This is a genomic window from Streptomyces sp. NC-S4, from assembly GCF_054353315.1.
Window position 1 is genome coordinate 807,074 of sequence record NZ_CM135937.1, and the last position, 24,823, is coordinate 831,896.

General features: G+C 72.4%; 27 protein-coding genes and 1 riboswitch. Of the genes, 9 read left to right on the forward strand and 18 right to left on the reverse strand.

From position 1 onward, the window contains the following. The first annotated feature begins 97 nt into the window (after positions 1 to 97). The gene (locus ACXNSR_RS03125) at positions 98 to 1,180 is read left to right on the forward strand and encodes a lytic polysaccharide monooxygenase auxiliary activity family 9 protein (protein WP_458640594.1); all 1,083 of its coding nucleotides are present in this window, start codon (positions 98 to 100) and stop codon (positions 1,178 to 1,180) included. 24 nt (positions 1,181 to 1,204) lie between these two features. Here ACXNSR_RS03125 and ACXNSR_RS03130 read toward each other — a convergent pair whose 3' ends face one another. Further along, a complete protein-coding gene (locus ACXNSR_RS03130) occupies positions 1,205 to 1,687 on the reverse strand; it encodes a hypothetical protein (RefSeq protein ID WP_458640595.1) in 483 nt (160 codons plus the stop codon). Between the two features lie 411 nt (positions 1,688 to 2,098). On the opposite strand from ACXNSR_RS03130, the gene ACXNSR_RS03135 reads away from it, so the two are divergent. After that, positions 2,099 to 2,650, forward strand: coding sequence for a ribosome-inactivating family protein (locus tag ACXNSR_RS03135; protein ID WP_458640596.1), 552 nt, complete (start codon positions 2,099 to 2,101; stop codon positions 2,648 to 2,650). Positions 2,651 to 2,728: 78 nt separating this feature from the next. Here ACXNSR_RS03135 and ACXNSR_RS03140 read toward each other — a convergent pair whose 3' ends face one another. Next, entirely contained in the window at positions 2,729 to 3,517 is a 789-nt protein-coding gene (locus ACXNSR_RS03140; RefSeq protein WP_458640597.1) for a rhomboid-like protein, read from the reverse strand. A gap of 80 nt (positions 3,518 to 3,597) precedes the next feature. Continuing rightward, positions 3,598 to 4,122 (reverse strand): MarR family winged helix-turn-helix transcriptional regulator, encoded by a 525-nt coding sequence (locus ACXNSR_RS03145; protein ID WP_458640598.1) that lies wholly within the window; start codon positions 4,120 to 4,122, stop codon positions 3,598 to 3,600. 19 nt (positions 4,123 to 4,141) lie between these two features. On the opposite strand from ACXNSR_RS03145, the gene ACXNSR_RS03150 reads away from it, so the two are divergent. Next, positions 4,142 to 5,161, forward strand: coding sequence for an EamA family transporter (locus ACXNSR_RS03150; RefSeq protein ID WP_458640599.1), 1,020 nt, complete (start codon positions 4,142 to 4,144; stop codon positions 5,159 to 5,161). A 19-nt stretch (positions 5,162 to 5,180) separates the two neighbouring features. On the opposite strand, the gene ACXNSR_RS03155 is transcribed toward ACXNSR_RS03150, so the two are convergent. Continuing rightward, positions 5,181 to 5,630 carry a DUF4259 domain-containing protein gene (locus ACXNSR_RS03155; protein ID WP_458640600.1) on the reverse strand — a complete coding sequence of 150 codons (450 nt, stop codon included), beginning with the start codon at positions 5,628 to 5,630 and terminating at the stop codon, positions 5,181 to 5,183. 213 nt (positions 5,631 to 5,843) lie between these two features. On the opposite strand from ACXNSR_RS03155, the gene ACXNSR_RS03160 reads away from it, so the two are divergent. Next, on the forward strand, positions 5,844 to 6,992 hold the full coding sequence (locus tag ACXNSR_RS03160; protein ID WP_458640601.1) for an FAD-dependent oxidoreductase: 1,149 nt from the start codon (positions 5,844 to 5,846) through the stop codon (positions 6,990 to 6,992). Positions 6,993 to 7,052: 60 nt separating this feature from the next. Here the strand turns inward: ACXNSR_RS03160 and ACXNSR_RS03165 are convergent, their stop codons facing one another. Further along, positions 7,053 to 7,931 carry an MBL fold metallo-hydrolase gene (locus ACXNSR_RS03165; protein WP_458640602.1) on the reverse strand — a complete coding sequence of 293 codons (879 nt, stop codon included), beginning with the start codon at positions 7,929 to 7,931 and terminating at the stop codon, positions 7,053 to 7,055. An 11-nt stretch (positions 7,932 to 7,942) separates the two neighbouring features. Continuing rightward, positions 7,943 to 8,010: riboswitch (guanidine-III (ykkC-III) riboswitch) on the reverse strand. A 271-nt stretch (positions 8,011 to 8,281) separates the two neighbouring features. On the opposite strand from ACXNSR_RS03165, the gene ACXNSR_RS03170 reads away from it, so the two are divergent. Together ACXNSR_RS03170 and ACXNSR_RS03175 are read left to right on the forward strand one after the other, a co-directional pair. After that, positions 8,282 to 8,797 (forward strand): F0F1 ATP synthase subunit B family protein, encoded by a 516-nt coding sequence (locus tag ACXNSR_RS03170; RefSeq protein ID WP_458640603.1) that lies wholly within the window; start codon positions 8,282 to 8,284, stop codon positions 8,795 to 8,797. 100 nt (positions 8,798 to 8,897) lie between these two features. After that, a complete protein-coding gene (locus tag ACXNSR_RS03175; protein ID WP_458640604.1) occupies positions 8,898 to 10,082 on the forward strand; it encodes an FAD-dependent oxidoreductase in 1,185 nt (394 codons plus the stop codon). A 24-nt stretch (positions 10,083 to 10,106) separates the two neighbouring features. On the opposite strand, the gene ACXNSR_RS03180 is transcribed toward ACXNSR_RS03175, so the two are convergent. From ACXNSR_RS03180 to ACXNSR_RS03190, 3 genes are all read right to left on the reverse strand, one after another. Next, the gene (locus ACXNSR_RS03180; protein ID WP_458640605.1) at positions 10,107 to 10,994 is read right to left on the reverse strand and encodes a polysaccharide deacetylase family protein; all 888 of its coding nucleotides are present in this window, start codon (positions 10,992 to 10,994) and stop codon (positions 10,107 to 10,109) included. Between the two features lie 199 nt (positions 10,995 to 11,193). Next, on the reverse strand, positions 11,194 to 12,180 hold the full coding sequence (locus ACXNSR_RS03185) for an MsnO8 family LLM class oxidoreductase (protein ID WP_458640606.1): 987 nt from the start codon (positions 12,178 to 12,180) through the stop codon (positions 11,194 to 11,196). Positions 12,181 to 12,273: 93 nt separating this feature from the next. Then, the gene (locus tag ACXNSR_RS03190; RefSeq protein ID WP_458640607.1) at positions 12,274 to 13,494 is read right to left on the reverse strand and encodes a serine hydrolase domain-containing protein; all 1,221 of its coding nucleotides are present in this window, start codon (positions 13,492 to 13,494) and stop codon (positions 12,274 to 12,276) included. Positions 13,495 to 13,796: 302 nt separating this feature from the next. On the opposite strand from ACXNSR_RS03190, the gene ACXNSR_RS03195 reads away from it, so the two are divergent. Continuing rightward, positions 13,797 to 14,330, forward strand: a complete 534-nt coding sequence (locus ACXNSR_RS03195; protein WP_458640608.1) for a hypothetical protein — start codon at positions 13,797 to 13,799, stop codon at positions 14,328 to 14,330. 379 nt (positions 14,331 to 14,709) lie between these two features. Here the strand turns inward: ACXNSR_RS03195 and ACXNSR_RS03200 are convergent, their stop codons facing one another. The 10 genes from ACXNSR_RS03200 to ACXNSR_RS03245 form a co-directional block, all read right to left on the reverse strand. Further along, a complete protein-coding gene (locus tag ACXNSR_RS03200; RefSeq protein WP_458640609.1) occupies positions 14,710 to 15,306 on the reverse strand; it encodes a hypothetical protein in 597 nt (198 codons plus the stop codon). Between the two features lie 50 nt (positions 15,307 to 15,356). Continuing rightward, positions 15,357 to 15,923 (reverse strand): DUF3291 domain-containing protein, encoded by a 567-nt coding sequence (locus ACXNSR_RS03205; protein ID WP_458640610.1) that lies wholly within the window; start codon positions 15,921 to 15,923, stop codon positions 15,357 to 15,359. 31 nt (positions 15,924 to 15,954) lie between these two features. Next, the gene (locus ACXNSR_RS03210; RefSeq protein ID WP_458640611.1) at positions 15,955 to 16,674 is read right to left on the reverse strand and encodes a helix-turn-helix transcriptional regulator; all 720 of its coding nucleotides are present in this window, start codon (positions 16,672 to 16,674) and stop codon (positions 15,955 to 15,957) included. A gap of 9 nt (positions 16,675 to 16,683) precedes the next feature. Beyond that, positions 16,684 to 17,934, reverse strand: a complete 1,251-nt coding sequence (locus ACXNSR_RS03215; protein WP_458643548.1) for an anhydro-N-acetylmuramic acid kinase — start codon at positions 17,932 to 17,934, stop codon at positions 16,684 to 16,686. 5 nt (positions 17,935 to 17,939) lie between these two features. Further along, complete coding sequence (locus tag ACXNSR_RS03220; protein ID WP_458640612.1) at positions 17,940 to 19,268, reverse strand: MFS transporter; 1,329 nt, start codon at positions 19,266 to 19,268, stop codon at positions 17,940 to 17,942. An 83-nt stretch (positions 19,269 to 19,351) separates the two neighbouring features. Next, positions 19,352 to 20,284, reverse strand: a complete 933-nt coding sequence (locus tag ACXNSR_RS03225; RefSeq protein ID WP_458640613.1) for an ABC transporter permease — start codon at positions 20,282 to 20,284, stop codon at positions 19,352 to 19,354. Continuing rightward, positions 20,281 to 21,171 (reverse strand): ATP-binding cassette domain-containing protein, encoded by an 891-nt coding sequence (locus ACXNSR_RS03230; RefSeq protein WP_458640614.1) that lies wholly within the window; start codon positions 21,169 to 21,171, stop codon positions 20,281 to 20,283. The genes ACXNSR_RS03225 and ACXNSR_RS03230 overlap by 4 nt, the downstream gene beginning before the upstream one ends. Next, positions 21,168 to 21,557: a GntR family transcriptional regulator gene (locus tag ACXNSR_RS03235; protein WP_458640615.1), complete on the reverse strand. Its 390-nt coding sequence runs from the start codon at positions 21,555 to 21,557 to the stop codon at positions 21,168 to 21,170. The genes ACXNSR_RS03230 and ACXNSR_RS03235 overlap by 4 nt, the downstream gene beginning before the upstream one ends. Before the next feature lie 76 nt (positions 21,558 to 21,633). Continuing rightward, positions 21,634 to 22,314, reverse strand: coding sequence for a cytochrome b/b6 domain-containing protein (locus ACXNSR_RS03240; protein ID WP_458640616.1), 681 nt, complete (start codon positions 22,312 to 22,314; stop codon positions 21,634 to 21,636). Further along, entirely contained in the window at positions 22,256 to 22,921 is a 666-nt protein-coding gene (locus ACXNSR_RS03245) for a molybdopterin-dependent oxidoreductase (RefSeq protein ID WP_458643549.1), read from the reverse strand. The genes ACXNSR_RS03240 and ACXNSR_RS03245 overlap by 59 nt, the downstream gene beginning before the upstream one ends. Before the next feature lie 256 nt (positions 22,922 to 23,177). On the opposite strand from ACXNSR_RS03245, the gene ACXNSR_RS03250 reads away from it, so the two are divergent. Then, a complete protein-coding gene (locus ACXNSR_RS03250) occupies positions 23,178 to 24,404 on the forward strand; it encodes a cytochrome P450 (RefSeq protein ID WP_458640617.1) in 1,227 nt (408 codons plus the stop codon). A 151-nt stretch (positions 24,405 to 24,555) separates the two neighbouring features. After that, on the forward strand, positions 24,556 to 24,807 hold the full coding sequence (locus ACXNSR_RS03255) for an EF-hand domain-containing protein (RefSeq protein WP_392574610.1): 252 nt from the start codon (positions 24,556 to 24,558) through the stop codon (positions 24,805 to 24,807). Positions 24,808 to 24,823: the final 16 nt, after the last annotated feature.

The following is a 24,823-nucleotide window of genomic DNA, read 5'->3' on the forward strand; positions in this document are numbered from 1 at the left end:
CAGAAACGATCACGTGTGCGGCGCGGCCGGACGACCGTACCTGAACCGGCAAGGATCGACCGACCGAGAACCTCTTTCTTGGGAGGAGAAGGACTTCATGAGCAGCAGCACCGAGATCCAGGCACCCTCCGGGCTCCTGGCCGACATCAGGCATCGATCCGACGGCGACCACCGGATGTTCGGCATCCATCTGCGGTGGCAGATCGGTGACAACCAGCCCGACCACGGAACCTGGCCCCCGCCGGCGGACTGGAACGAGGGCGACGCTCCCTACCCGCACGTCTACGAGGTGTGGATCAACGGTGAGGCGCGCCAGACGGTGTTCCTCCACTGGCCGTCCTGGGACTGGTCACCGTCCAACTCCCACTGGGTGGACCTGGGCGAGGAGCCCGACGCCCAGTACCGGGTGAAGATCCGGGCCGAAGTCGACGGTTCGTTCACCCCGTTCACGAACGAGGTCACCGTGGCCGCGGCCGCTTCGGCGGCCTGGACCGCCCCTCGGGCACCCCGGGGCGCCCACTCCGGCGTCGCCCACAACGCTCCGCGGCACGGCACGATGAACGACCCGCGCAGCCGGGCCGCCGCCGCCATCCGGGACGAGGACCCTTCTCCGATCTGTGCGAAGGCGCGGGCCGAGAACACCAGCACCACCTGGCAGGAGGTGCTGCCGGGAGCCGACCGGATGCTGGCCGACTACCCCTGGAACAACGCCCTGCGCTATCTGGAGTACCGGAAGTTCTTCGAGGGCAGCACGGTCGCCTCCACCGGGAACCCGGCGTTCGCAGGTCTCGACCTCGCTCCCCGTCCGGATCTCGGTGACTGGCCCACGACCCGGCTGGAAGCCTCCGCCGCACGTCACACTTTCTCGTACGACTACATGGCCTATCACACGGACGAGACGTGGTCGCACCGCTGGTTCATCACCCGCGAAGGGTGGGACCCCGGCAACGGACTCTCGTGGGAGGACCTGGAGCCCGTTCCGTTCCTGATCGAGATCCAGGGGGCACCGCGGGAGGAGGACTCCACCCGTTGGGAGTTCGCCACCCTCCCGTCCCGGTCCGGGCGGGCCGCGATCGTGCACGTCTGGGGCGGTCATGGCGGACCGGACACCCCGGACGGCGGCAACGGCCGCAAGACCGGCGAGTTCTTCCTGTCCGTGTGCGACGTGGAGTTCCACTGACGCCACCCGGATCCGCATGCCCCGTCAGGGGGTCCGTTGTTCGCCCGGCGGTGGCACTGCCACCGCCGGCCCCTGAACGGCGCCCCCTCCGGGAGATTTCCGGGCCCGGCGGCGCGGGAACGCGGCGGCGCCGGCCAGGACGACGGCAAGGCCGGCCAGCACGCGGACCAACACGTTGAGGGACGAGGAGACGTACTCCACCGCTGACCCGTCGGAGTAGACACAGGCGTTGCGAAGAGGCCAGTACTCCTGTTGCGGGCCCGCCAGTTCGGCGCCGGAGGCGTTTCGGTCCTCGCACAACTCCGGGAAGGGCCCGCCCAAGGTGACGGAGTACCAGCCGTAGCAGTACACGGCTGCCGCCGAAGCAGAGAGGATCAGAGCGAGAACGGCACAGAATTTGGCCGGCGGCAGGGGGCGGTTGTTCAACAGGAGCACGGCGATCACGATGCCCGCTCCCGCCGTGGCCACACTGAGGAGCAGCAGTATGCCCATCAACAGCAGCGGCACTGTGTCACCTTCTCTTCGTTCTTCTCTACGGTGGTCGAGCGTACATGCGGAGCCCCTCGACCCGCGGGAAGAGGCTGGTCGGCGACCGTCTAGCGGCGCCTTGCTCCGTCTTCAACCCGGCCTCGGGCAAGCCTCGTTGGGCTGCAGGTGCGGCCGTCCGGGCTGCTGGGAGCGCACGCCGATTTCTTAGCATCACAGGCCAATAACGCTCTTGACTGCCGCCCGGACGACTAAAAAGGACCGCATCGAACCGAACCCGGCGCCGACGGGGTACGACCCGTCGGCGAAATTTGGCGAAGGTGGTGATGTGCATGCGTGAGTGCAGCAGGATCAAGGCGATTGCGGTCAGATCCGTCACGGGAATCCCGCGTACTGGAACTCTCCCCCGATAGGCCGCCCATGCTGATACCGATGCTGTTTTCCCCGGCGCTCGCCACGGCAGACGAGTACCGATCCCTGACGTCGACCATCCGGTCGAAGGCGCAGGATGCGCAGGGATTCTTCGGCGGAGCCGGGCGCAAGGAGGGCGAAATGCCCTACCTCCCCCTCCACGTCCAACTGCGCGGCCTGTTCATAGAGCTCTATATCGAGCTCCGCCCACGCAATACGAGCCTCCGGATAGCCGGATTCCGGAACATCTTCGAGAACGGTCAGGCCCCGCCGGAAGCGTACGTCCGCCATGTACGGGACGCGGCCGCGCCGCCGGGCCTGCGCCGCACGGAGGCCCTGCCGTTCGGCGGAGGCCGGGCCGACCTGGAGAGGGCCGCCGCCGTTCGGCGTTCGGGCGTCCTCCTCGGGCGCCGGCCCTTGAGCGACGCGGTCATCCGGCTGCACCAGAACCGCGATCCGCGGAGCACCGCTCACGGAATGCTCGTGCTCTCGGAGATGCTGTGCGAAGCCGCCCGGTACCCGGCCCTCGCCGATGCGATGTCACGTATCTGGATGACCGGGGGGCGGCTGTAGTGCGCAGCCCGTCCGCGAATCCGAGCACCGCCAATCACCCTGAGCGCAGTACCGGTCCGCCGGCCGGGGCGCCGGAGTTCAGGCCGAGGGGGGCGTCCGCGTTCCGGCTGCCGGTGGCGACGTCCGCTGCGGTCCGGAGCCGCTCGGAGTGCGCGACGGACCGGCGGTGGCGGCCACCGCGCGGACCCGCCTCCGCCTGAAGGCCGGGACGCACAACAGCGCGAACCCGAGGACCACCGCCACCAGATGGCCGACGGTGGTGAAGTCCGGCAGCGGCCCGCTCCAGTCGGCTCCGCCGAGCGGCCAGGCGAGGACGAAGGCCGCCCAGGGGAGGCGGCCCCACCGCGGCAGGGCGAGCGTACCGATCGCCAGCACGGTCTGCGCTCCGTAACTGACCCCGTAGTCCAGGGCCTGCCGGACGGCCGTCGGATACCAGCCGTGCCGCAGCGCGACGGTGATGACGGCAGCGGTGAGCAGGGTGGCGGCGACGTGCCCGCCGAGGAACACGGCTGCGGCACGCGCCTTCCCCCACCGGTGCTCCACCCAGGCCAGGGAGCAGCCGACACCGAGGCCCAGGGTGATGAACGTACCCACGAAGTCGGTGGAGGCGACGTCCGTGAGCGTGCCGTCGAAGAACAGCGCACTGCCGAGCAGCGCGCGCAGCGGATGGTCCTGGAGGTTGTCCAGGTTGGTGCTGACGTAGCCCAGCACGGTGGCCGCCCGTTCGGTGGACAGGCCGTGGCCGACCCAGGCGTGGCTCGCCAGGAGCAGGCATACGTAGGCGAGGGTCAGCGGCGCGCGGCGCGGGTACCCCCGCACGGCGCGGAGCAGTCCGTCCGAAGGGCCCCGCGGTGACTGAGAGTTCATACCGTGGCATTCTCCAGGTCGGGCCGGGCGCGGGGATCGGCGGGTGCCGGCAGCCGTCCCGGCCGGAGCCCGCCCCCGCGTCAGCCCTCCAGGCGGGACAGCCAGGTGGCGAGCAGCGTTTCGAGTGCCGCGGCCTCCTCGGGCGTCATGAGGTCCAGCAGGCGGCGTTCGTTACGCATGTGGTCCGTGAAGGCCCGGTCCACGAGGTCGCGCCCGGCCGGGGTGAGGGCGACGATCCGGCCGCGCTGGTCGTCGTCGGAGCGCCGGCGGGTGACGAGCCCGGACCGTTCCAGGCGGTCGATCCGCTTGCTCATCGCACCGGTGGTGACCATGGTGTGCGCGGCGAGCTCGCCCGGCGCCCGTTCGTAGGGCTCACCTGCGCGGCGCAGTGCGCACAGGACGTCGAACTCCCCCTCGCCGAGGCCGTAGCGGCCGTAGACGAGGTCGAGTTCCGCGCCGAGCCGGCCGGCGAGGCGGTGCAGCCGGCCGATCACGCCCTGTGGGCCGACATCGAGGTCGGGCCTTTCGCGGCGCCAGTCGGCCTGGATCCGGGCCACCCGGTCCAGCGGCGGACCGTGCTCCGCGGACGACACATTTGCTTCCATGGAAGCTATATTACCTTCCATGGAAGCAAATGCGCGCTGGGTGGCGCTGACCGCGGTGGCGCCGGTGGCCTGGGGAGCCAATTACTTCGTCACCCATGAGTTCCTGCCGGCGGACCACCCGCTGTACGGGGCCGCCCTGCGGGCGCTGCCGGCCGGCCTGGTACTGCTGGCGCTGTGCCGCCGGCGGCCGCACGGCGCGTGGTGGGGGCGGTCCGCCACACTCGGGCTGCTCAACGTGAGCGTCTTCTTCTTCCTCGTCTTCACCGCTTCCCAGCTGCTGCCGACGAGCGTGGCCTCGACCGTCATGGCGGTCTCCCCCTTGATCATGATGCTCGCCGCCTGGCCCCTGGTCGCCGAGCGGCCCAGCACCGCCCACCTGGCGGGCGCCGTGATCGGGCTGGGCGGGGTGTGCCTCATGCTGCTCGGGAGTGCGGGCGGGATCAGCCTGCCGGGTGTCCTGGCCTCGGCCGCGGCAGTGCTGGTGTCTTCCGTCGGCCACGTCCTGGCCAAGCGGTGGAACACCGGCTCCGCGGGCGTCGGCGGCGCCGGTGTGCTCGCCTCGACCGCTTGGCAGCTCACCGCTGGGGGCCTGCTCCTGCTGCCGGTGGCCGTGGCGGTGGAGGGAGCCCCGCCGCCGGTTTCCCCGTCGGCCTTCCTCGCGTTCTGCTACGTCGGCCTGGTCGCCACCGCGCTGGCCTTCGCCGCCTGGTTCGCCGGTCTTCGTCGCCTGCCCGCGGGCACGGTCGGCCTGATAGGGCTGCTGAATCCGGTCACCGGCGTACTGCTCGGGACGGTGGTCGCCGGGGAGGCACTGACGGCCCGACAGCTGTGCGGACTGGCGCTCGTACTGGGCGGAGTCGCCCTCGGCCGCCCCCGGAGCAAGGGCGGACGGACGGGCCGCCCCGGGTCCGCCAGGAGGCCTTCGCGGCGTCGGAGTCCGGGCGCGAGAAGGGTCCGTCCCAGCCGGTCGGGCCAGGTCGTCCCTTTCGGGTCTTGCCGGGCCCGCGGCGTCCGGCAAGATCCGAAAGAAACGGCCTGAACGGCCTGGACGGCCTGGCTCAGTCCTGGGCGAGCGGGGCGGTCGGCGTTCCCCCGGAGGATGCGGTCGAGAGGACCGTACGGATCCGGACGATGCCGGCCCGCCAGGGGCCGCGGCCGTCCCGGTCGGTCTCACCCCACAGTTCCATGAGCTCGGACGGTTCGGTGACCACGCGGTCGAGGGCCCGGGCGGCAAGGCCACGCAGCTCGGTGGAGAGCCGGGGCACGGGCAGGTCCGGCCCGTACGCGGTGGTGACGGGCTCGCCACCCGGGCACTGGGCGGCGACCAGGGCCGCCGCTGCGACCGCCTCCACCGCGATGTCCTGGTCGAGGTGGTCACGAGTGCCGATGGCACGGAGGAGGGCATCCCGGATGATGCCCTCGCGCTCGCCCTCGGGTGCCTCGTCGAGGTCGCCGGAGAAGTCCGCCGCGGTGTCGTTGTCGAAGGGGCCGACGTCCCAAGTACCCATGGATCTCTCCCGCTCGTGGTGCTGTACGGGCATCCTGCCGGACACCACTGACATGCCGTGACCGACGGTGGTCCAGGTCGAGCGGGGCGGCGTGTCGGTCATCTGTCGGTGGCTGCCCGGTTCGGCGTCGGTGGCCTGTCGGTGAGCTCCGGGAGTGTTTCCCCCAACCGGCCGTCCGGAGCTCACCGGGCGGCCCCGATCTCCGGAGTCACCATGCAAACGCACACGCACACGCACACGCCGGTCACGGTCATCGGTGCCGGACTCGGCGGTCTCACTCTGGCCCGTGTCCTGCACGTCCACGGAATCCCGGTCACGGTCTACGAGGCCGAGTCCTCCCCGACCGCCCGCGCCCAGGGCGGGTTGCTCGACATCCACGACTACAACGGACAGCTCGCCCTTCAGGCGGCCGGCCTGATGGACGAGTTCCACGCCATCGTCCTGGAAGGCCGCCAGGCCATGCGGGTCCTCGACACCGACGGAACCGTCCTGCTCGACCAGGCCGACGACGGCACCGGCACACGCCCCGAAGTGGAGCGCGGCGCGTTACGGCAGATCCTGCTCGACTCGCTCCCTGCCGGCACCGTCCGCTGGGCGCACAAGGCCGCCGGCGCCCGCACCCTGGGCCGCGGCCGCCACGAAGTGACCTTCACCAACGGCACCACCGTCACCACCGGCCTGCTGGTCGGCGCGGACGGCGCCTGGTCGAGGGTCCGGCCACTGGTATCCACCGCCACACCCCAGTACACCGGCACCTCGTTCGTCGAGACCTACCTCTTCCACGCCGACACCCGCCACCCTGCCGCCGCGAAAGCCGTCGGCGGTGGAATGCTGATCGCACCCGCACCCGGCCGGGAGATCTTCGCCCACCGGGAATCCGGCGACACCCTCCATGCCTACGTGGCGCTGACCCGGCCCCAGGACTGGTTCGCCGCCGTCGACTTCACCGACACCACCACGGCCACCGCCCGGATCGCCGCCGAATTCGACGGCTGGGCACCGGAACTCACCGCGCTGATCACCGACACCGACACCGCACCCGTCCTGCGCCCCCAGTACACCCTGCCGGCCGGACACCGGTGGGACCGGATACCGGGGGTCACCCTTCTCGGCGACGCCGCCCACCTCACACCCCCCAACGGCGAAGGCGCCAACCTCGCCATGTACGACGGCGCCGAACTCGCCAACGCCCTCGCCGCCCACCCCGACGACCCCGAGACCGCACTCACCGCATACGAACAGGCCATGTTCCCCCGCAGCGCCGAACCCGCCACCTTCGAGGGCGGAGAAGTCCCGGGCATCGACTCCGAACACAACACCGCCCAAGCCCTGATCAACATGATCACCGAGAAGAGCCGATGAGCCGCTCGGGGTCCCGATCCGACGCGGGCCAGGACTCCGGCCGGGCCATCCGAGCGCGGTTCAGTCGTCCGGGCAGATGACGAAGAGCGGAAAGGCCTGGCGGCGGGGACGGCTGCCCATCCCGTCGAGTGCGGCGCGGATCTCGCGCAGGTGGTCGGTGGTCATCTGCAGTGGGGGTTCGTGGGGCTGGTAGGTGGTGCGGACCGGGTAGTCCACGCCCGGTTCGGTGGTCATCTCGATGTGGCAGCCCATGACGTGGGTGACCGGTCTGCGTTCGCAGAACCCGATCAGGCGGTCGATGGTCCGGGTGAAGGCCTGCCAGTCCTGGATGTAGAGGCGGCCCGGATAGACCGTGTCGCCGGTGAGGAGGAACCCGGTCCACGGGTCGTAGAACGTGACGGCCGCCTCGTGGTGCCCGGGGGTGGCCAGGCACTCGAGGCGGCGGCCTCCCAGGTCGACCCTCGCCGTGGCGGTGGGGTTCTCGTCGAATCCGAAGTACTTCCAGGCCGTGGGGAGGTCCGCCGCGACCACTGTGGTGTCGGGGCGGTCGGCGAACTGGCCGTCGCCCGCGATGTGGTCGCCGTGGGCATGGGTGTGCAGCACCAGCAGGTGGTAGTCCCGGCGGGGGTGGCGGGCGAGCCAGCCGTCGACGAGCCGGTCCACCACCGTACGCAGGGGGAAGAACTCGCTCGAAGCGGTGGCCCCGGTATCGATCAGCACTGCCCGGTCGTTGCCGAACAGCAGGAAGAGGAACGGCGCTTCATAGTTGATCGCCATGTTCTGCCGCAGGATGACCGTGTGTTCGTCGTACTCATGGACCTGGATGTCCGGGTCGGTGTTGTGCTTGGACGACGGCGAGCCGTGGATCCAGCGGACGTCCAGCTCGCGAGGCCGGGGATCCGGGTTGTCGAAATCGATGAGGAACGTGCCTGCGGCCATGACGCCTCCTGAGTGCGTCGTCTTGGCGGGCCGGGTACGGCGCACATCTCGTCCGGGGTGGGCACCTGTGAGCCTCCGGCGCGACGCTACCACGGCCATCGATCCACGGATCCGCTGCCGGGCGCCCGTGCGGCGGCACAGCTCGCCCCGCATCCGTTCCATGGGCAATGGCGGTGTTCTTCGGCGAGAAACCGCGGCAGGGACAAGCGAAATCCATTCGCCGTCAATTCGCCCGGTCCCGCGCCGCGACAGCTGACGTCAATTCATATCGATTATCGGACAGGTGATTTCAGGCCATGGAGGCGCCGTAATTCGAAGCGGTTCCGATAGCGGGCCGCTACGATTCGATCATGGGACCCTTGAAACCGAATCTCATTGAACTCATAGTCGGCCTCATCACCTTCTCCGTGGTCTTCGCCGCACTGGCCAAGGTCCTCCTTCCGAGGATCGACAGGACGCTCGCCGAGCGCGAGGAGATCACCTCGGGCCGGCTGGAGCAGGCCGAGGCGATCCAGCGGGAGGCGCAGCACATTCGGACCGAGTACGAGGCCGAGTTGAGCGCTGCCCGTCATGAGGCCTCTCGGATCCGCCAGGCCGCACACGAGGAGGGCCTCGCCCTCCTCGCAGCCGTCCGCACCGAGGGACAGAAGGTGCGTGAGGAAATGGTCGCCGCCGCCGGCGTGCAGCTGGAGGCCGACCGGGTGATCGCCGAGGCGGAGCTCCGCGAGCACGTCCTCGGGCTGGCCACCGAACTGGCGGGGCGCATCATCGGTGAGCCGCTCACCGACATCGACCGCGCCCGCGCCGTCGCCGACGAGTTCTTCGCCGGGACCGAGGCCGGGACCGGGGCCGACACCAAGGGCTGAGTCCACGGCCGCTCCCGCGCACCGGGACCGGGACCGGGACGGGCGCGTGCTCCGTCACCCCACCGTTCTAGAGTGGGGGCCCCGAACGGAGAGGTTGGCCATGACGAACCGTCACGCGGTGGTGGTCGGAGCCGGAATCGGCGGCCTCACGAGCGCCGTCGCGCTGCACCGCCGGGGCTGGCGCGTCACCGTCTGCGAACGCGCTCCCGAACCCCCGGTCACGGGCGCCGGGATCGGCCTCGCCCCCAACGCCCTGCGCGCGCTCGACGCCGTCGGCGTCGATGTCTCCCGTGCGATCGGCGGCGCCGTGCCCAAGGCGATGGGCGTGCGCCGCCCCGACGGCCAGTGGCTGACCCGGGCGGACACCGCGGACATGGCGGCCCGCTACGGCATGGCACCCCTCGCCGTTCCGCGCCCGGCCCTCACCGCCACCCTCGCCGCCGCCCTGCCGCCCTCGGCCCTGTGCTACGGCACCGAGGTGACCGGCGTCGACGACGCCGAGGGCCGTCCGACCGTCCGCACGGCGGCGGGCCCGGACCTTTCCGCCGATCTGGTCGTCGCCGCCGACGGCATCCACAGTCCGCTGCGCCGCGCGCACTTCCCCGCGCACCCCGGACTGCACTACATCGGTGAGACGGCCTGGCGGACCATCGTGGACGCCCCGGACCTGCGGATACCTGCCATGAGCGAGACGTGGGGGCGGGGGGAGCGGTTCGGGGTGACCCCCCTCGTGGACGGCCGCTACTACCTCTACGCCACCGCGGTCGTCCCGCCGGACACCCGCTTCGCCGACCCGCGCACCGAACTGCGGCGGCGCTTCGGCGCATGGCACGATCCCGTTCCGGCCCTGCTGGACCGCGTCGGGCGCCTCGACGCCGCCGACGTCCTGCGCAACGACCTCTACGATCTGGCCGCGCCGCTGCCGTACCTGCACCACGGCCGGATGGCCTGGCTGGGCGACGCGGCCCACGCCATGGCCCCCAATCTCGGCCAGGGCGGCTGCCAGGCCATCGAGGACGCGGTGGTCCTCGCCCGTCTGCTGCCCGCCGGGGAGCGCGGCGACGGCGGGGACACGGCCGTCCCGGCCGCCCTCGCCGCGTACACCGCCGCCCGCCACGCCCGCACCGACGCCGTGCGGCTTCGCGCCCGTCGCGTCGGACGTCTGGGCGTCCTGCGCAATCCGGTCGCGGTGGCCGTCCGTGATCTCGCGGTCCGGGTCACCCCGGCCCGGCTGGCCCTGCGCGGCATGGACGACCTCTTCAACGGGTTCCGCCTCCCCACATAGCGTGAGGGGCGGTCCCGGACGGCCTCAGGCCGTGCGGGCCGGGAAGGAGAAGCCGTAGCCCTGCTCCTTGAGCCAGGGCAGGTACTCCTTCAGCGCGGCGACGGTCTCGCTGCGGTCGCCGCCGCCGTCGTGGAAGAGGACCGTCGGCTGCTGGGGGAGCTTGCCCTCCACGGCGGCGAGGATGGCCTTCAGGCCCGGCCTGTTCCAGTCCTGGGGATCGACGCTCCAGCCCAGCGGCCGCATCCCGCTCGCGGCGGCGATCGCGCGGCTGTCCGGGGTGAAGGCTCCGCCCGGCGCGCGGTAGTAGGTGACCGGGACCCCGGGCACGGCCTTCTCGATCATGGCCTTGCCGTCGAGGATCTGCTGCCGCTGGTAGGCGACGGGCTTGTGGTCCATCGTGACGTCGTGGTCGACGGAGTGGTCGCACAGCCGGTGACCGTCGGCGGCGACCGCGCGCACCAGCTCCGGGTACTTCTGCGCCTTGGTGCCGATCATGCAGAAAGTGGCCTTGACGTGGTTCTTTCGCAGCGTCTCCAGGACCTGGGGCGTCCAGCGGGGGTCCGGACCGTCGTCGATGGTGATCGCGACCTGGCGGCCCGCGCCCTCTGCCAGCCGGGAGATCCCCAGCGGGACCCCGGCGGCGCTCCGGGCGGCACCGTGGGCTGCGCCCTGGGCGGCGCTGTGGGCGGTGCCCTGAGCGCTGTGGGCGGTGCCCTGAGCGGCGCCCTGGGCCACGTCTGCGGTTCCGGCCGGTGCGGAGTGGCCGGAAGGGGGCGCGTCGGGCGTGCGGACCACCGAGCCGTCGGTGGCGGCGTACGCCGGGGTGCCGGCTGCCGCCAGGAGGCCGAGGAGGCCGGCCGCAGTGACGTACCCCGCCCGTCGACGACGTGCGGAACTGGTGGTGATGCGCATGGACGTGCTCTTCCTTTGCCCTCAGCCCCCGGATCTCGCTGGTCGGTCCAGGCTAGGTCATCCGTTTGGAGCCCCTACTCGACCAAATGGCCCGTTTTGTGTGGTTCAGGGCACAGGGGAGCCCGGGCGGAAGACCGACGACCTCGGTGTGCCAACGGCTCTGGCGGCTTCCGCGGAACGGCGCCACCTGTGAGCAGTGTCACGGCGCGGTCGTGGCTCCGCAGTGCTCTCGGACGAGCGCGTACGAGGCGATGCGATCACCGAGGTCGTGGACGGGCGTGGTCAGCATCAGCTCGTCCGCCCCGGTCTCGGCCACCAGGTGTGCGAGCCGCTTCACGACGGTCTCGGGAGTGCCGACGGCCTGCTGGGCGCGGAAGCCCGCCAGCGCCTGCCGCTCCTGCTCGGTGAAGGGGTGGACGGCCGCCTGCTCGGGGGTGGGGAAGGGCATCCGGCTCTCCCCCTTCAGGAGGCCGGCCTTGACGACGTTCATCGGGCCGGCCCGCCGGACGGCTTCCTCCTCCGTCTCCGCGCACACCGCCTCCACGCACAGCAGCACCCGGGGCCGCTCGCACCAGCGGGACGGGGAGAACGCCGACCGGTAGGACTCCAGAACCGCACGGGTGTTGTCCGGGCGGATGTGGTGCGCGACCGCGACCGGCAGGCCGAGTTCCGCCGCGAGCGCGGCCCCTGCGGGGCTGGAGGCCAGCAGCCACGGCTCCGGCAGCGGCCCCAGTGCCACCTCGTCCACCAGGAACGAAAGGATCGCGGCCACGTCGTCCCGGTACTCGGCGTCCGTCGCCGGGCCGGCGCCGCGGCGCAGCGCCCGCGCGGTGGCGTCGTCGAACGTGCCGGGGCCTCGGCCGATGCCGAGGTCGATGCGGTCCTCGTGCAGGGCTGCCAGCGTCCCGAACTGCTCCGCCAGCGTGATGGGGGCGTGGTTGGGCGCCAGTACCCCGCCCGAACCGAGGCGGATGGCCGAGGTCGACGCGGCGGCGTGCGCCGTCAGTACGACCGGTGGGAACGCGCCGATCGCGGGAGAGTGGTGGTGCTCCGCGTACCAGATGCGGTGGTAGCCGAGGTCCTCCAGTCCTCGGGCGAAGGCCGTGGTGTCCCGGAGGGTGTCGGCGGCCCGGGTGCCCGTTTGCACCATCGCGACTTCCAGCGCTGAAAGGGGTATGTCGAGCATGGCGCCAGCATAGGGATCGCGGGTGGCGGCGCGGGCGGGCGTGATCGTTTTCGCGCCACGCCGCCACGCCGCAACCGGATTCGTCGTTGCGGCTCAGTGCTCCTTGAGCAGGGCGCAGACGAAGTTCTCCTGCACGGTGCGCAGTCGGGCCAGCAGCGCGGGCTTGTTGCCCTTGCTGGTCTGGGTGTTGATCGAGAAGGTCAGCGACCGGGTGCCGTCGGGCGAGGTGGCGGCGAGCTGGGTGTATCCGGGGAAGTTCCCGGTGTGGCCGTAGAGCACTCCGCAGCGGGTGGTGTACTGGAAGATCGCCAGCCCGGCGGCGTTGGTGCCGGGGCCGGCCGGCTCCGAGGAGTCGCCCGGACGGAAGGTCAGTTGCTCCTTGCGGGTCGGCGCGGACAGCAGGGCGGGACCGCCGTAGGCGCGGATGAAGGCGCCCAGTTCCCTGGGGGTGGAGACGATGCCGCCGGAGGCCCAGACACCGGAGGCGCCCACGGCCTCGCTGATGTCCTCCGGTTCGGCCGGCGGCTGGACGTCGTAGCCGTGCAGGTACGGCCGGGGGAGCCGGTAGCCCAGGGGCAGGCTGGTGCGGCGCAACCCCAGCGGGCGGTACACGAGCTCCTTGAGGAGGTCCTCGTAGCGGCGGCCGGTGACGGCCTCGGCCATGAGCGCGACGGCGATGTTGTCCGAGTTGGAGTACTCGTACAGGGAGCCGGGGACGAAGCGCAGCGGCTCGTCGGCCACGAAGTCGAGGAGGGTGCGGGGGTCGAACACGTGGCGCGGGTCGGCGGTGAGGATCTCCAGGAACCCGGGGTCGGCCGAGTAGTCCGGCAGGCCGCTCGTGTGCTGGAGGAGCTGGCGCAGCGTCACCGCGTGCCAGGCCTCGGGCTGGTCCGGCAGCCGCTCGCCGATGGTGTCGTCGAGGGAGAGCAGGCCCTGGTCGACGAGCCGGAGGGCCACGGCCCCGCTGAAGGCCTTGGCGATGCTGGCGATGCGCATGTGGTCGTCGGGGTGCGGTGGGCGGCCGGTCGCGATGTCGCCGACACCGGCCGTGTACACCTCCGTACGGTCACCGCGGGTGAGCATGGCGATCACCCCGGGAGGGCCGTCCTTCTGGGCGACCAGCCCGTCGAGCTGCCGCTGCAGACGCTTGTCGTGGCGCCGGTCGCTGTCGCCCGGGCCCGGGTCACCGGCCGCCTGGGCGGGCTGCAGGAGCCCTCCGAGTGCGGCGGCGGTCAGGGCGGCGGCGGACAGCCCGGTGCGGAGACGGCTTCGGCGGGCGCGGGCACTGGCGCGGGCGCGGGCACGGGTCGGCATCTACGTGGCTCCTGGTGTGCGCGGGGACGGCCGGGGCGGGCGGCACCCGGCCCGGCCCAGCAGTAGCAGCCCGGGCGGCCCGCCGGGGCAGCGGCGCGCGCCGACACCCCCCGGTTGGCTGCGCAAGTCGCCGTCGGACCTGGGTTCTGCTTCCGGTGGTGACCACGGCGCACCGCGCGAGTTGCGAGCGGCGTGCCCACCGGAGCGCGCACGAGGCAGCTGCTCCCGCCCTCGCGGGGATGGTCCCGGCGCGGACCGACCCCGTGGGAGGGGCGACTTCCGGGCGAGGTCATAATCTCGCCATGAACATGCTTGCCGTGCGGGCGTCCTTGGCGGCTCTGCTCGTGGGAACCGGCCTGAGCGGGTGTTCCTTTCTCAGCCCCGAGACGTGTGAGGGAACGGCGGCGGCCGTGGCCGAGCTCGACCGGCTGCCCGCGCTGGAGCTGCGTCCGCAGGGGGCCGTGGCCTTGGACGGCGTCCCGGGGGCCGAGGCCCACTGCGTCGACGACACCACGGGCGCCTGGCTCACCGCGGAGCGCTTCTACGCGTACGACGGGACCAGGAACGACGTGCTGGAGTACTACGGCCGGGAGGCGCCGGCGGCGGGATGGCGTCCGGTGGGCGACCTGGACACGGGGTCCGACGGTCGGCGGGTCGTCTTCTGCTTCGAATCCGCCGACCGGCCGAGCCTGACCCTCTCCTTCACCTCTCCCGAGACGCTCCGCGAGATCTACGGGACAAAGCCGCACCCGGCGGAGCTGCTCGGCGTCAACGCCAGGACCTGGTACTGGTGGTCCACCGAGGCGGATCGCGACGGATCGGGCATGGACTGCTAGGCCGTCTCTTTCGGATCTTGTCGGCCGAGCCCGCGGCGTCCGGTGCCGTACCCGGCAAGGCGGAGGTGTGCACCGCGTACTGGACGTACCCGGGCGCCCCGACAACGCGGCCGGGTGCGGTGCCGGGCGTCGCGGGCCCGGCAAGATCCCAAAGAGACGGCCCAGGGGGTGTTGTGACAGGCCTGGTCACGTGGTCGACCGGCTGTCGGACCTGGACGGCCCGTACGGGCTCACCCGGGCTGCGACGGAGGGGTTCAACCTGTTGGAAAGGGGGTCCGTAGCGGACGGCAAGCTCGTCGTACCGCGTGGCGACCGTGCGGTGCCTCTTGAGGCGGTCGATCCCGCACTCGACGTCATGGCGCTCGCCGAGTCTCCCCGCTCAGCGAAGACCGAGCTTCTCGCGTTCGGCGTCGATCAGCTCCGCCATGAGTTCCTCGGGGTCCACCGCGTACGCGGCGTCGTCGAGGGCGTCGTGGTCCTGGGTGCTCAGCGGCAGGCCGAGCCCGGCGAGTTCGGCGGCCAGCTGTGTGAACGCGGTTCGTTCGCCGGGCTCGTCCTGGTAGCTCGCCTGCTCGGCGGCGCACCCCTCGGTCAGGGTGGGGCCGGCCAGGCGCCGGAGGGTGAACTCGGTGTCCAGCTCTATGAGGTGCCAGGCCCGGTCCGCGGGTTCGTCGGGGTGCAGCCAGTAGCCGACCCACCCCTTCCCGCCCTTCGCCACGAGCTTGACGTACTTGGCCATCTCCGCGGCTCCGGCGTTGACGGCCCGCATCTCCGGGTCCGCGAGTTCCTCTTCGCTCAGATAACTGGTGTCCAAGAACGGGTGGAGCTCTCCCGCCTCGAAGAAATCGAGGTCGAGCAGGCGGGTGAAGTCGGTGCGGCCCTCCCACTGCGCCACCAGCAGCACGCGCAGATCGGCGGGTATCGGACGGCCGTCCAGCCGATCGCGGGAGAACTCGGCGAGCCGTTCGTCGTACATGTGCCCTCTCCTGAGGTTCAAGCAAGATCCTCGCGTCAACGTAACAGCGGTCAGAACAGGTCCTGGACGACAGCGGTGTCCCCGGACGGCACCAGCCTCGTGGTCCGGGCGGCCGGTTGGGGCTGCGCCGACGGTACGGCCCGGTGGTGCTCGGCGGCCTCGGCGGCGGTGTGGGCGGAGGCGAAGGTGAACGCGCGCGGGGAGGGCCCGTGCGCCCGCAGGTCGGCCAGCCGCTCCAGGGCCTCGGCGACGGTCGGCCGGTGCCCGGCAGGGACCCACCAGAGCACCAGGTGCGCCTCGACGTGCCGCTCGAACCATTCGCGGCGCCGGCGCATCACCTCCAGGTGCCCGCTGCGGTAGGAGAAGTCCCACAGGGCCTCCCGGGTCTGCCACACCGACAGGTTGACGACGACGTCCTCCCCCGCCGGACGCAGGCCGGTGGCATCGGCCGCCCCCTCCTCCACCAGCCGCCACACGAAGCCCGGCGCGCCGTCGGCGGCGGCGTTGACCGGATCGAGCATTTCGACGAACGGCGCCATGCGCGGGTCGTCGAAGGGGTGGAGGAGCGTCGCGACGTTGAGCTGGGCGAGATGGGCGGCGTGCTCGGATGCGGTCATGCCCTCATCCCAGCACGGCGCCCTTTCTATGTCAACGCTCATTGTTTTTAGAAGTCTCGATCACCACGCAGCACTCCCCCGGCCGAGCGTCCATGCGGGCCCGGACGGGACCGTCCACGCCGAACAGCCCTTCCAGAAGTGCGAGGTTCATGCCGCAGACGAGCGGCGGGAAATGCTCGGCGACCGCATGGAAGGGGCAGTTGCGCATGCGGACGACAGGCACGGCCGCCCCGCCCCCGCCGCCCCCTCCCCCCTCACCGCCTCCTCCGTCCTCACCGTCTCCTCCACCCTCCAGGTACGGCTCGTAGCCGCGGCCGGCCAGCAACTCCATGGCCTCCCCGAGTCCGCCGCAGGGCGTCGCAGAGCCTCGCAGGGCCTCACCCCTGCGCCCCGCGGCCGCGCGCAGCACCGCGTCCAGCCCTGCCTCCTCGGCGGCCTCGGCGAGGAGTTCCGCGGCGGTGAGGTAGTCGCGGGCGGGCAGCGACACCGACCGCTCGGCCCGCGCCCTCGTGTACACCTTGGCCGGCCTGCCGGCCCCCGGGCCCGTGCGACCGCTCAGGCGGCGACTGCCGCTCTCCAGCAGTCCGGCCTCGGTCAGCCGGTCCAGATGGTGCGCGGCGAGCGTGCGCGCCACACCGGCCGCCTCGGCGGCCTCGTTGCGGCCGACCTCCCGTCCCTGCGCCGCCACGTACTCGTAGAGACGGCGCCGCACCGGGTCCTGCAACATCGCGATCGCATCGATATCCTTCACACGGCCATTCTAGGAACAACGCACATTGGAATTAGAAGGGCCGACGGTCAGCCCGACCGGCGCCGTGGCCGCAGCCGTCGCCGGTGGCCGCGGCAGGCGCAGGCCCGGACCGCCGGGCGTGATCGAGCCGAGGACGCTCGCGTGCCGGGCACCGGTGCACGAGGGGACGGTGCCCGGCAGTCCGTGCGCGGTGAGCCAGCCCAGAACGGCGAAGGCGTACGCCTCCTTCGCCCCCGCGGGCAGGCCGAGTTCGTCCGAGGACCGCACCGCACACCCGCCGGCCCCGCGGGCGTCCAGTTCCTCCCGCAGCCAGTCCATCAGCACCGGGTTGCGCGTCCCGCCGCCCGACGCGATCACCTCGGTCGCCCCGAAGGGCCGGATCGCGTCGGCGACGGTCCGGGCCGTCAGCCGGGTCAGCGTGGCGACGACGTCCTCGACGGGCAGCGGCGCGCACGACTCCAGTGCCGCGCGCAGATAGGCCAGGTGGAAGAGCTCCTTGCCCGTGGTCTTCGGCGCGGGAAGGGCGTAGTACGGGTCGTCCAGCAGCCTTCGCAGCAGTGGCGGATGGACCGCGCCCCGCGCGGCGAGAGCGCCGCCCGCGTCCATCGTGTACGCCTCGCCCGAGGCGTTGCGCCCCGCCAGGGCGCGCACCGCCGCGTCGATCAGCGCGTTGGCGGGGCCGGTGTCGAAGGCCAGCGGTTCTCCCCCGGCCCCCTCCGCCCCGCCCGGCACGACCGTCACGTTCCCGATCCCGCCCAGGTTGAGTGCGACCGGCACCCCGGGCCGTCCCCGCAGCCACATCACGTCGACGATGCTGACCAGCGGCGCCCCCTGCCCCCCGGCCGCCACGTCGCGGGTGCGGAAACCGGAGACGACGGGCCGGCCGGTCGCCTCGGCGATCCACGCCGCCTCGCCGATCTGCAGCGTGCCGTGCACCCGGCCGTCCTCGGCCCAGTGGAAGACCGTCTGCCCGTGCGAGGCCACCAGGTCGGCCCGTCCGTCGCACAGCTCCTCGTCCGCGCGCACCGCCGCCGCAGCGAAGGCCTGACCGATGCGGGTGTCGAGCCGGCACATCGTGGCCAGGTCCGCCCCGGCGGGCGGCAGCGCCCCGGCCAGGTCCGCCCGCAGGTCGTCGTCGTAACCCGTGCTGATCATCCCGAGGGGTGTGAGCACCAGCGTGTCGCCGTCGAGGGAGAGGTCGGCGGCAGCCGCGTCGATCGCGTCGTACGACGTGCCGGACATCATCCCGACCACGCGCAGGGCGCTCACCGCAGCGCCCGCTCGTGGTCGTCGCCGCGCAGGGTGAGCAGGGCGGCGACACTGACCACGCAGGTCGCCGCGGCGTACCGGCCGGGGACGTCGGCGTTCCCGGTCCGTGCGACCACCTCGGTGATGATCAGCCCGGCACAGCCCGAGAACACGGCGTTGGACAGCGCGTACGCCAGTCCGAGCCCGGTGCAGCGCACCCTGGCCGGGAACATCTCGGCCAGCATCGCGGGCCCCGGACCCGCCATCAGGCCGACGCCGGCCCCCGCGGCGAACAGCGCCGCCCCCTTCGCGTACCCCGGCGCGCCGGGGTCCTGCACCAGGTGCAGCAGCGGGAGCGCGAGCACGGCGATCAGCAGGGCCCCCGCCACCATCACCGTCCGCCGCCCGAGCCGGTCGCTCAGCCTGCCGGCGGGCAGGATCGACGCGGCGAACCCCAGGTTCGCCAGGACGGTGCCGAGCAGGGCCCGCTGGAAGGTGGTACCGAGCGTGCTCTGCAGGTAGGAGGGCATGACCACCAGGAAGGTGTAGCCGGCCGCCGACCAGCCCATCATCCGCCCGACGCCCAGCACCACGGCCCGCGCCGTCTCCCCGGGGCGCGGCCGCGGCCGGGGGCCGCCTTCGGGCCCGAGGGCGGGCGGTACGGGCGTCCGCGGCTCGTCCGGGGGCAGCCGCAACCGCAGCCGCAGCGCGACGAGCCCCATCGGCAGGGTCAGCAGGAACGGCACCCGCCAGCCCCACCCGTGCAGCTGCGACGTGGTCAGCACGCTCGCCAGGACCACCGCCACGGCGGCGCCCGCGAGCAGGCCGAGCGCGACCGTGAACGACTGCCAGGCCCCGTACCGGCCCCGGCGGCCCGGTGGTGCGCACTCCGTCATGACCGAGACCGCCCCGCCGAACTCCCCTCCGGCCGACAGCCCTTGCAGGATCCGCAGCAGCGTCAGGAGCCACGGCGCGGCCGCGCCGATCGAGGCGTACGTCGGCAGCAGGCCGATCATCGCCGTGGCACCGGTCATCAGACAGACGACCAGGACGAGCGCGGGCCGCCGGCCCACCCGGTCGCCGAACCGCCCGAACACCGCGGCCCCGACCGGCCTGAAGAAGAACGCCAGGGCGAACGACGCGTACGCCCTGACGAGCCCTTCCACCTCGCTGCCGCCGTCCGGGGTGAAGAACTGCGCCGCGATGACGGTGGCGAAGCAGCCGTAGATCCCGAACTCGTACCACTCGATGAAGTTGCCTACGGATCCCGCCACCAGCGCCCGGCGCGCGTCGTCCGGCCGGACCGCCGCAGGAGGCCGCACCGGACCGGGGACGGGTGTGGTCATGGATCAAGCGTGCTGACCGCGGGACGGCTCCACAAGTGCCGTCCGCCATCTGCCGTACACCGCGCACCGTGCCCGTCGCGGACTCAGGCGCGCCGGGCGCCCACCAGCCGGAAGGCGGCGAACAGCGCGACGCCGGCCACGGCCAGGACCAGCGAGCTCTCGATGAGCTGCGTCGGCCAGTAGTGCGAGACCGGGTGGAACTCCGCGTACCAGCCGGTGACGTCCATGTCCGCCGGGCAGTCGCTCAGGCTGCGGGTCCGCTCGAAGCAGGCGTACTCGGGCAGGCGCTCGCCCGTGGAGGTGAGCAGCCCCGTGTCCATCATCAGGGAGTCGCCCGGGAGCAGCTTCGAGAGGTTCCCCTGCAGCGGCATCGTGCCGGTCCGCACGGGGAGGATCGACCACCGCAGCGTGCCGAGGACCAGCAGCACCACGCCGGTGAGCACCCCGGTGACCGCCATGGCCACCAGTGTCCGCCGGACCAGCTGGCCGACGAGCACGCCGAGGGCCACGCCGAGCAGGCAGTAGGCGGCGAGTACCGGGCCGGAGGCCTCGTACGTCCCGCGGTCCGCCCAGTGGAGCTGGTAGGTGCCGGCCACCCGGGCCCAGCCGATGCGGTAGACCCCGGTGAGGGCGATCGCGCCGAGCACCGACGCGGCTGCCGCCACCACGGCCTTCGAGCCGAGCCAGGCCTTCGGGGTGGTCGACTGGGTGAGGGCGAGCCGCCAGGTGCCGCTCTCCAGCTCGCGGGCCGTCATGGGCCCGGCCACGAAGGCCCCCACGAGCAGCGGCAGGAACAGCAGGCCCGTACCGGCGTACTGCACGGAAAGCCGCAGCAGCAGGTAGCCGTCGTTCGTCCACGCCGTGCCCGCCCCGTCCGCGTACGTGTCGCCTGCCCAGGCGCGCATGGCGACCACGGCGGCCAGGCAGACGGCCACGACGGCCGGCAGCGCCCACAGCACGTGCCGGTGCCGGCGGGCGGTGACCCAGTACGGGCCCCTCAGTATCGTGCCGCTCATGCCTGTACCCCCGTCGTCGTGGCGAGGGAGTCCTGGGCGGTGAGGGAAGGGGCGTCGGGGGAACGCAGATGGGCGAGCAGGATTTCCTCCAGGCTCGGACGCTCCGTCTGCCAGACCTCGCTGTCGACGGGCCCCCGCGGGCGGACGAGGGCGGTGAGCCGGCGGCCGGTCGTGCGGGCTTCGACGACGGTGTGGGCGGCGAGTCGGGCGGAGGCCGCGGCGGGGCCGGTGAGCAGCCGGTGTGCCTCGCCGACCGCGTCGATGGGGCCGCTCAGGCGGATCCGGCCGCGGTCGACGAGCAGGAGGTGGTCGCACGCGCCCTCCAGCTCGGTGAGGATGTGCGAGGACATCACCTGGGTGGTGCCGTTGTCGGCGGCGTCGGCCATCAGGGTGCCCATGAGCTCGCGCCGGGCGAGCGGGTCGAGGTCGGCCATCGGCTCGTCGAGCAGCAGCAGGTCGGGGCGCTTGCCGAGGGCCAGGGCCAGGGCCACGCGGGTGCGCTGCCCACCGGAGAGCGCACGGACCTTGGTGCGCGGGTCGAGCTCCCCGGCCTCGACGATCCGCTCCGCCGTCGCCGCGTCCCAGCGCCCCGGGTTGAGCTCGCGGCCCATCCGCAGGGTCTCGCCGATGGTGAACTCCGGGTAGAGGGGCTTGTCCTGCCCGACGTACGCGAGCGTCTCGCGCGGCACGGTGCGCAGGGTGCCCTCAGTGGGGAGCGCGAGGCCGGCGGCGAGGCTTAACAGCGAGGATTTCCCGGCGCCGTTGGGCCCGACGAGCGCGCACACCCGGCCTGCGGGAAGGCGGAAGGAGCAGTCGCGCAGCGCCCAGCCTCCCCGGCGTCCGTGGCGCAGCCCGAGGCCCTCTGCCTCGATCACGGTTTCTGTCATGCTCGGCCGTCCCCCTCGAAGTGTTGTTCCAGTACGGATGTGAAGAGTGCGGCCACGTCGTCGCGCTCCAGGCCGGCCTCCCGGGCCCGCCGGGCCCAGTCGGTGAGTTCGGCGCGCAGCGGAGACTCGGCCGGGGCGCTGCCCAGGGACTTTCGGATGAAGGTGCCCAGCCCGCGCTTCGCCTCGACGAGGCCTTCGCGTTCCAGTTCGCGGTAGGCCTTGAGGACGGTGTTCGGGTTGATCGCGGTGGCCTCCACGACCTCCCGCGCCGTCGGCAGCTTGTCGCCCGGCTCCAGCAGGCCCAGGCGCAGCGCCTGTTTGGTCTGCTGGACGATCTGCACGTACGTGGCGATGCCGCTGCGCCGGTCGATGCGGTATTCCAGCACCCCTGCATCACCCTTTCACTAATCAAGTAGTGAAAGGGTGATGCAGGGGTGGGGCCGCTGTCAACTCAGGCCGGGATCAGGGCTCTTCGTCCCTCGCCTCGTCCTTCAGCCACAGCGGGTGCTCCCGCCGCGCCCAGGGGCGCTCGACGGACCCGGTACGCATGCCCCTGCGCGCCTCCGGGTCGGCGAGCGCCATCCTGATGTGCCCGGCCAGTACCACCCCTATGGCCAGGGCCAGCCAGTCGTGCACGAAGGTGGCGCTGGTGCGCCAGATCAGGGGTGTCAGGTGGGTGAACCACATCAGCAGACCGGTCGCCAGCATCACCAGGACGGCTCCTGCGATCCACGACGCGTAGATCTTCTGGCCGGCGTTGAACTTCCCCGCGGGCCGGGATCCGCGCCGGTGGTCGCGTTGCCGCACCGCGCGCAGCCACCTCCTGTCGTGCGGTCCGAAGCGGTTCAGCCTGCGCAGATCGGCCCGGAAGGCGGGAGAGGCGAGACCGGCCAGGAACGGCGCGGGCAGCAGGATCCCGGCCCATTCGTGGACCGTCACCACCAGGGCCCTGCGGCCGACCAGTTCGGCGAGCTGCGGTACGTACAGCGCGGCCGCGGTCGCCACGCACAGCAGGGTCAGTGCGGCGGTCGCGCGGTGGACCCAGCGTTCGGCACGGGTGAACCTGGGGACCCGCCGGGCCGGTTCAGACCGTGGGGGTGTCACTGCGCCCGTTGGACCCGCCGACCCAGGCGTCGACGTCATAGCCCCGCTCCTCCCAGTAGCCGGGTCGCACCTCGGAGGTGACGGTGATCCCGGAGAGCCATTTCGCCGACTTGTAGAAGTACATCGGCGCGACGTAGAGCCTGACCGGGCCGCCGTGCGAGTGGCTGACCGGCTCGTCCTGCATCTGCAGACAGACCAGCACGTCGTCGCGCCGGGCCTGCTGGAGCGTGAGGCTCTCGCTGTACGCGCCGTCGAAGCAGGTGAAGCGGATCGCCCTGGCCTCGGGACCGACACCGGCGGCGTCCAGCAGCAGCGACAGTCTGACGCCGGAGAAGGGGGTCCCGGGGACCCGCCAGCCGGTGACGCACTGCACGTCCCGCACGACACGGGTCTGCGGCAGCGCGCGCAGGGCGTCGAGGGTGTACGTCGCGGGGCGCTCGACCAGACCGTCCACGGTGAGCCGGTAGTTCTGCTCGTTCTTCCGCGGCACGGAAGTGGCGACGGAGTAGTAGCGGAAGCCACCGCCGTTGGGAAGCAGCCCGGTGAGCCCGGTCGGATCCTTGTCCGAGGCGGCCCCGAGGAAGGACTCGATCCCGCGCTGTACGTACGGCGCGGCGACGAGGCCCCCGGCGCCGAGCCCGAGCATGCCGAGCACCAGCCGGCGACCGACGGGGGTTCCCTCGAAGTCGGGGTGGTCTGTCGTCACCCCTCGATTCCAGCACCCCGGGATGCCGGACACCAGGCGGATCGGGGCGACGTCAGACTTCCGTCACAGTTCAGGGGCGGGCTCGCGGAAGGCGCCCTACCGGGCCGGGCGGGTTTCGGGCAGGATGACCCGGCGCACCGGAGGCCGCCCGCGGCGGTGGCCCCCGCCCGGTCCCGACCGTGATCCGGAGGTCCCAGTGGCTCGGCCCGACGACCAGGCACGGCGTGACGAGCTGTACCGCGACCCCTATCCGCTCTACGACCGTGCGCGCCGGACCGAGGGGCTGATGTACGTCCCCGAGTTCGACGCGTGGCTGGTGGCGCGCGACCAGGACGTACGGGAGGTACTGCTGCGCGCGGAGGACTTCTCCTCGGCCAATGCGCTGCTGCCGGACATACGGCTCTCGGAGGCGGCGCTCGGCGTCCTGCCGCGGGGGTTCGGCCCCCGGCCCACCGTCGTCTCCAGCGACGGCGCGGCCCACCGGCGGCACCGGGCCCCGCTGAACCGGGGGCTGTCGGCCGCCCGGGTGGCGGCGCTGCTGCCGTACGCCCGTACCTGCGCGGAGGAGCTCGTCGACGGGTTCGCGGGGAACGGTCGCGCGGAACTGGTCGAGGCGTACGCCCGGCGGCTGCCCGGGATGGTGGTCGGACGGCTGATCGGACTGGACCCCGCCGACGTGCCCGCGGCGGTGCACGGCGGCTACCGGGCCGAGGAGCTGCTGTTCCGCCCGCTGTCGCCGGAGGAGCAGGTGGCCGCCGCCGAGGACGTGGTCGCGCTCCAGCACCTGCTGGACGGGTACGTCCGCGAGCGGCGCGAGCGCCCCCGGGACGACATGTGCTCGACCTTGGTGGCCGCCCTGGCCCCCGGTGACGCCGAGCTCACCCTCGAACAGCGCCACGAGCTGGTGACGAGCCTGCAGAACCTGCTGATCGCCGGATTCCTCACCACGAGCGCCCTCATCGCCACCATGCTGCTGCACCTGCTCGGCGACCGGCGGCAGTGGCGGACGCTTCGCGCCGATCCGTCCCTGATCCCGGCGGCGGTGGAGGAGGCCGTCCGCCACGACACCGCCATCCAGGCCTTCCGGCGGACCACCACCCGGCCGGTGACGCTCGCCGGGACGAAACTGCCCGCGGCGGCCACCGTGCTGGTGGCCTACGGCTCGGCCAACCGCGATGAACGAAGGTACGAGCGGGCCGCGGAGTTCGACATCACCCGGTCCGGGAACCGGCAGCACCTCGCCTTCGGGTACGGCACCCACGGCTGCCCCGGTTCCCGACTGGCCCGCGAACAGCTCGGCCTGACCCTCGACCTGTTCCTCCGCCGCATGCCGGAGCTGCGACTGGACCGGGACCGTCCAGGGCCGCGGATGAAGCCGACGCTGATCCACCGCTCGCCGCAGGCCCTGCACGTCACCTGGTGACGCGGGGGGAGAGGGAGCGGGAGTCGGCCGTGCACGCCCCGCTCCGCCGAAACCGCGGCCGGCGGGGCAACCCCGCACGGGCCCACGACGTCCTCACGTACAGGACGCGCCGCCCGAGAGACGGTGCGTGTACCGCTGAGAGGACCACGTGATGAGTGAGAAGGCCCGGCGCCTGTTCGACGCCCTCGACCTCGACCAGGACGGCACGCTGACCCGCGCCGAGGTCATCGGCGCCCTGCGCTCCAAGGGTCCGACCCTCGCGGCGCAGGGGGCCATCCCCTTCTGGGGCGTCGGGGACACCGACGACTCCTCGGCGCTCTTCGACGCGGCCGACCAGAACGGCGACCGCGTGCTGAGCTTCGAGGAGTTCGCGGCCGTGGTCGACCGGCGCTTCGGCTGGTAGCGGCGGAGACGGCCCG

Excerpts from the sequence above, each read along its gene's own strand:
- ACXNSR_RS03245 (WP_458643549.1), bottom strand. The coding sequence starts at position 22,921 with ATGCTCGGGCTCGGCGCCGGGGGCCTCGTCGCCGCGCCGTACGTACAG.
- ACXNSR_RS03150 (WP_458640599.1), top strand. The coding sequence starts at position 4,142 with ATGGAAGCAAATGCGCGCTGGGTGGCGCTGACCGCGGTGGCGCCGGTG.
- ACXNSR_RS03225 (WP_458640613.1), bottom strand. The coding sequence starts at position 20,284 with ATGAGCGGCACGATACTGAGGGGCCCGTACTGGGTCACCGCCCGCCGG.
- ACXNSR_RS03230 (WP_458640614.1), bottom strand. The coding sequence starts at position 21,171 with ATGACAGAAACCGTGATCGAGGCAGAGGGCCTCGGGCTGCGCCACGGA.
- ACXNSR_RS03140 (WP_458640597.1), bottom strand. The coding sequence starts at position 3,517 with ATGAACTCTCAGTCACCGCGGGGCCCTTCGGACGGACTGCTCCGCGCC.
- ACXNSR_RS03240 (WP_458640616.1), bottom strand. The coding sequence starts at position 22,314 with ATGACGTCGACGCCTGGGTCGGCGGGTCCAACGGGCGCAGTGACACCC.
- ACXNSR_RS03190 (WP_458640607.1), bottom strand. The coding sequence starts at position 13,494 with ATGCCGACCCGTGCCCGCGCCCGCGCCAGTGCCCGCGCCCGCCGAAGC.
- ACXNSR_RS03205 (WP_458640610.1), bottom strand. The coding sequence starts at position 15,923 with ATGACCGCATCCGAGCACGCCGCCCATCTCGCCCAGCTCAACGTCGCG.
- ACXNSR_RS03220 (WP_458640612.1), bottom strand. The coding sequence starts at position 19,268 with ATGACCACACCCGTCCCCGGTCCGGTGCGGCCTCCTGCGGCGGTCCGG.
- ACXNSR_RS03160 (WP_458640601.1), top strand. The coding sequence starts at position 5,844 with ATGCAAACGCACACGCACACGCACACGCCGGTCACGGTCATCGGTGCC.
- ACXNSR_RS03200 (WP_458640609.1), bottom strand. The coding sequence starts at position 15,306 with ATGTACGACGAACGGCTCGCCGAGTTCTCCCGCGATCGGCTGGACGGC.
- ACXNSR_RS03165 (WP_458640602.1), bottom strand. The coding sequence starts at position 7,931 with ATGGCCGCAGGCACGTTCCTCATCGATTTCGACAACCCGGATCCCCGG.
- ACXNSR_RS03145 (WP_458640598.1), bottom strand. The coding sequence starts at position 4,122 with ATGGAAGCAAATGTGTCGTCCGCGGAGCACGGTCCGCCGCTGGACCGG.
- ACXNSR_RS03125 (WP_458640594.1), top strand. The coding sequence starts at position 98 with ATGAGCAGCAGCACCGAGATCCAGGCACCCTCCGGGCTCCTGGCCGAC.
- ACXNSR_RS03170 (WP_458640603.1), top strand. The coding sequence starts at position 8,282 with ATGGGACCCTTGAAACCGAATCTCATTGAACTCATAGTCGGCCTCATC.
- ACXNSR_RS03175 (WP_458640604.1), top strand. The coding sequence starts at position 8,898 with ATGACGAACCGTCACGCGGTGGTGGTCGGAGCCGGAATCGGCGGCCTC.
- ACXNSR_RS03185 (WP_458640606.1), bottom strand. The coding sequence starts at position 12,180 with ATGCTCGACATACCCCTTTCAGCGCTGGAAGTCGCGATGGTGCAAACG.
- ACXNSR_RS03155 (WP_458640600.1), bottom strand. The coding sequence starts at position 5,630 with ATGGGTACTTGGGACGTCGGCCCCTTCGACAACGACACCGCGGCGGAC.
- ACXNSR_RS03135 (WP_458640596.1), top strand. The coding sequence starts at position 2,099 with ATGCTGTTTTCCCCGGCGCTCGCCACGGCAGACGAGTACCGATCCCTG.
- ACXNSR_RS03255 (WP_392574610.1), top strand. The coding sequence starts at position 24,556 with ATGAGTGAGAAGGCCCGGCGCCTGTTCGACGCCCTCGACCTCGACCAG.
- ACXNSR_RS03195 (WP_458640608.1), top strand. The coding sequence starts at position 13,797 with ATGAACATGCTTGCCGTGCGGGCGTCCTTGGCGGCTCTGCTCGTGGGA.
- ACXNSR_RS03180 (WP_458640605.1), bottom strand. The coding sequence starts at position 10,994 with ATGCGCATCACCACCAGTTCCGCACGTCGTCGACGGGCGGGGTACGTC.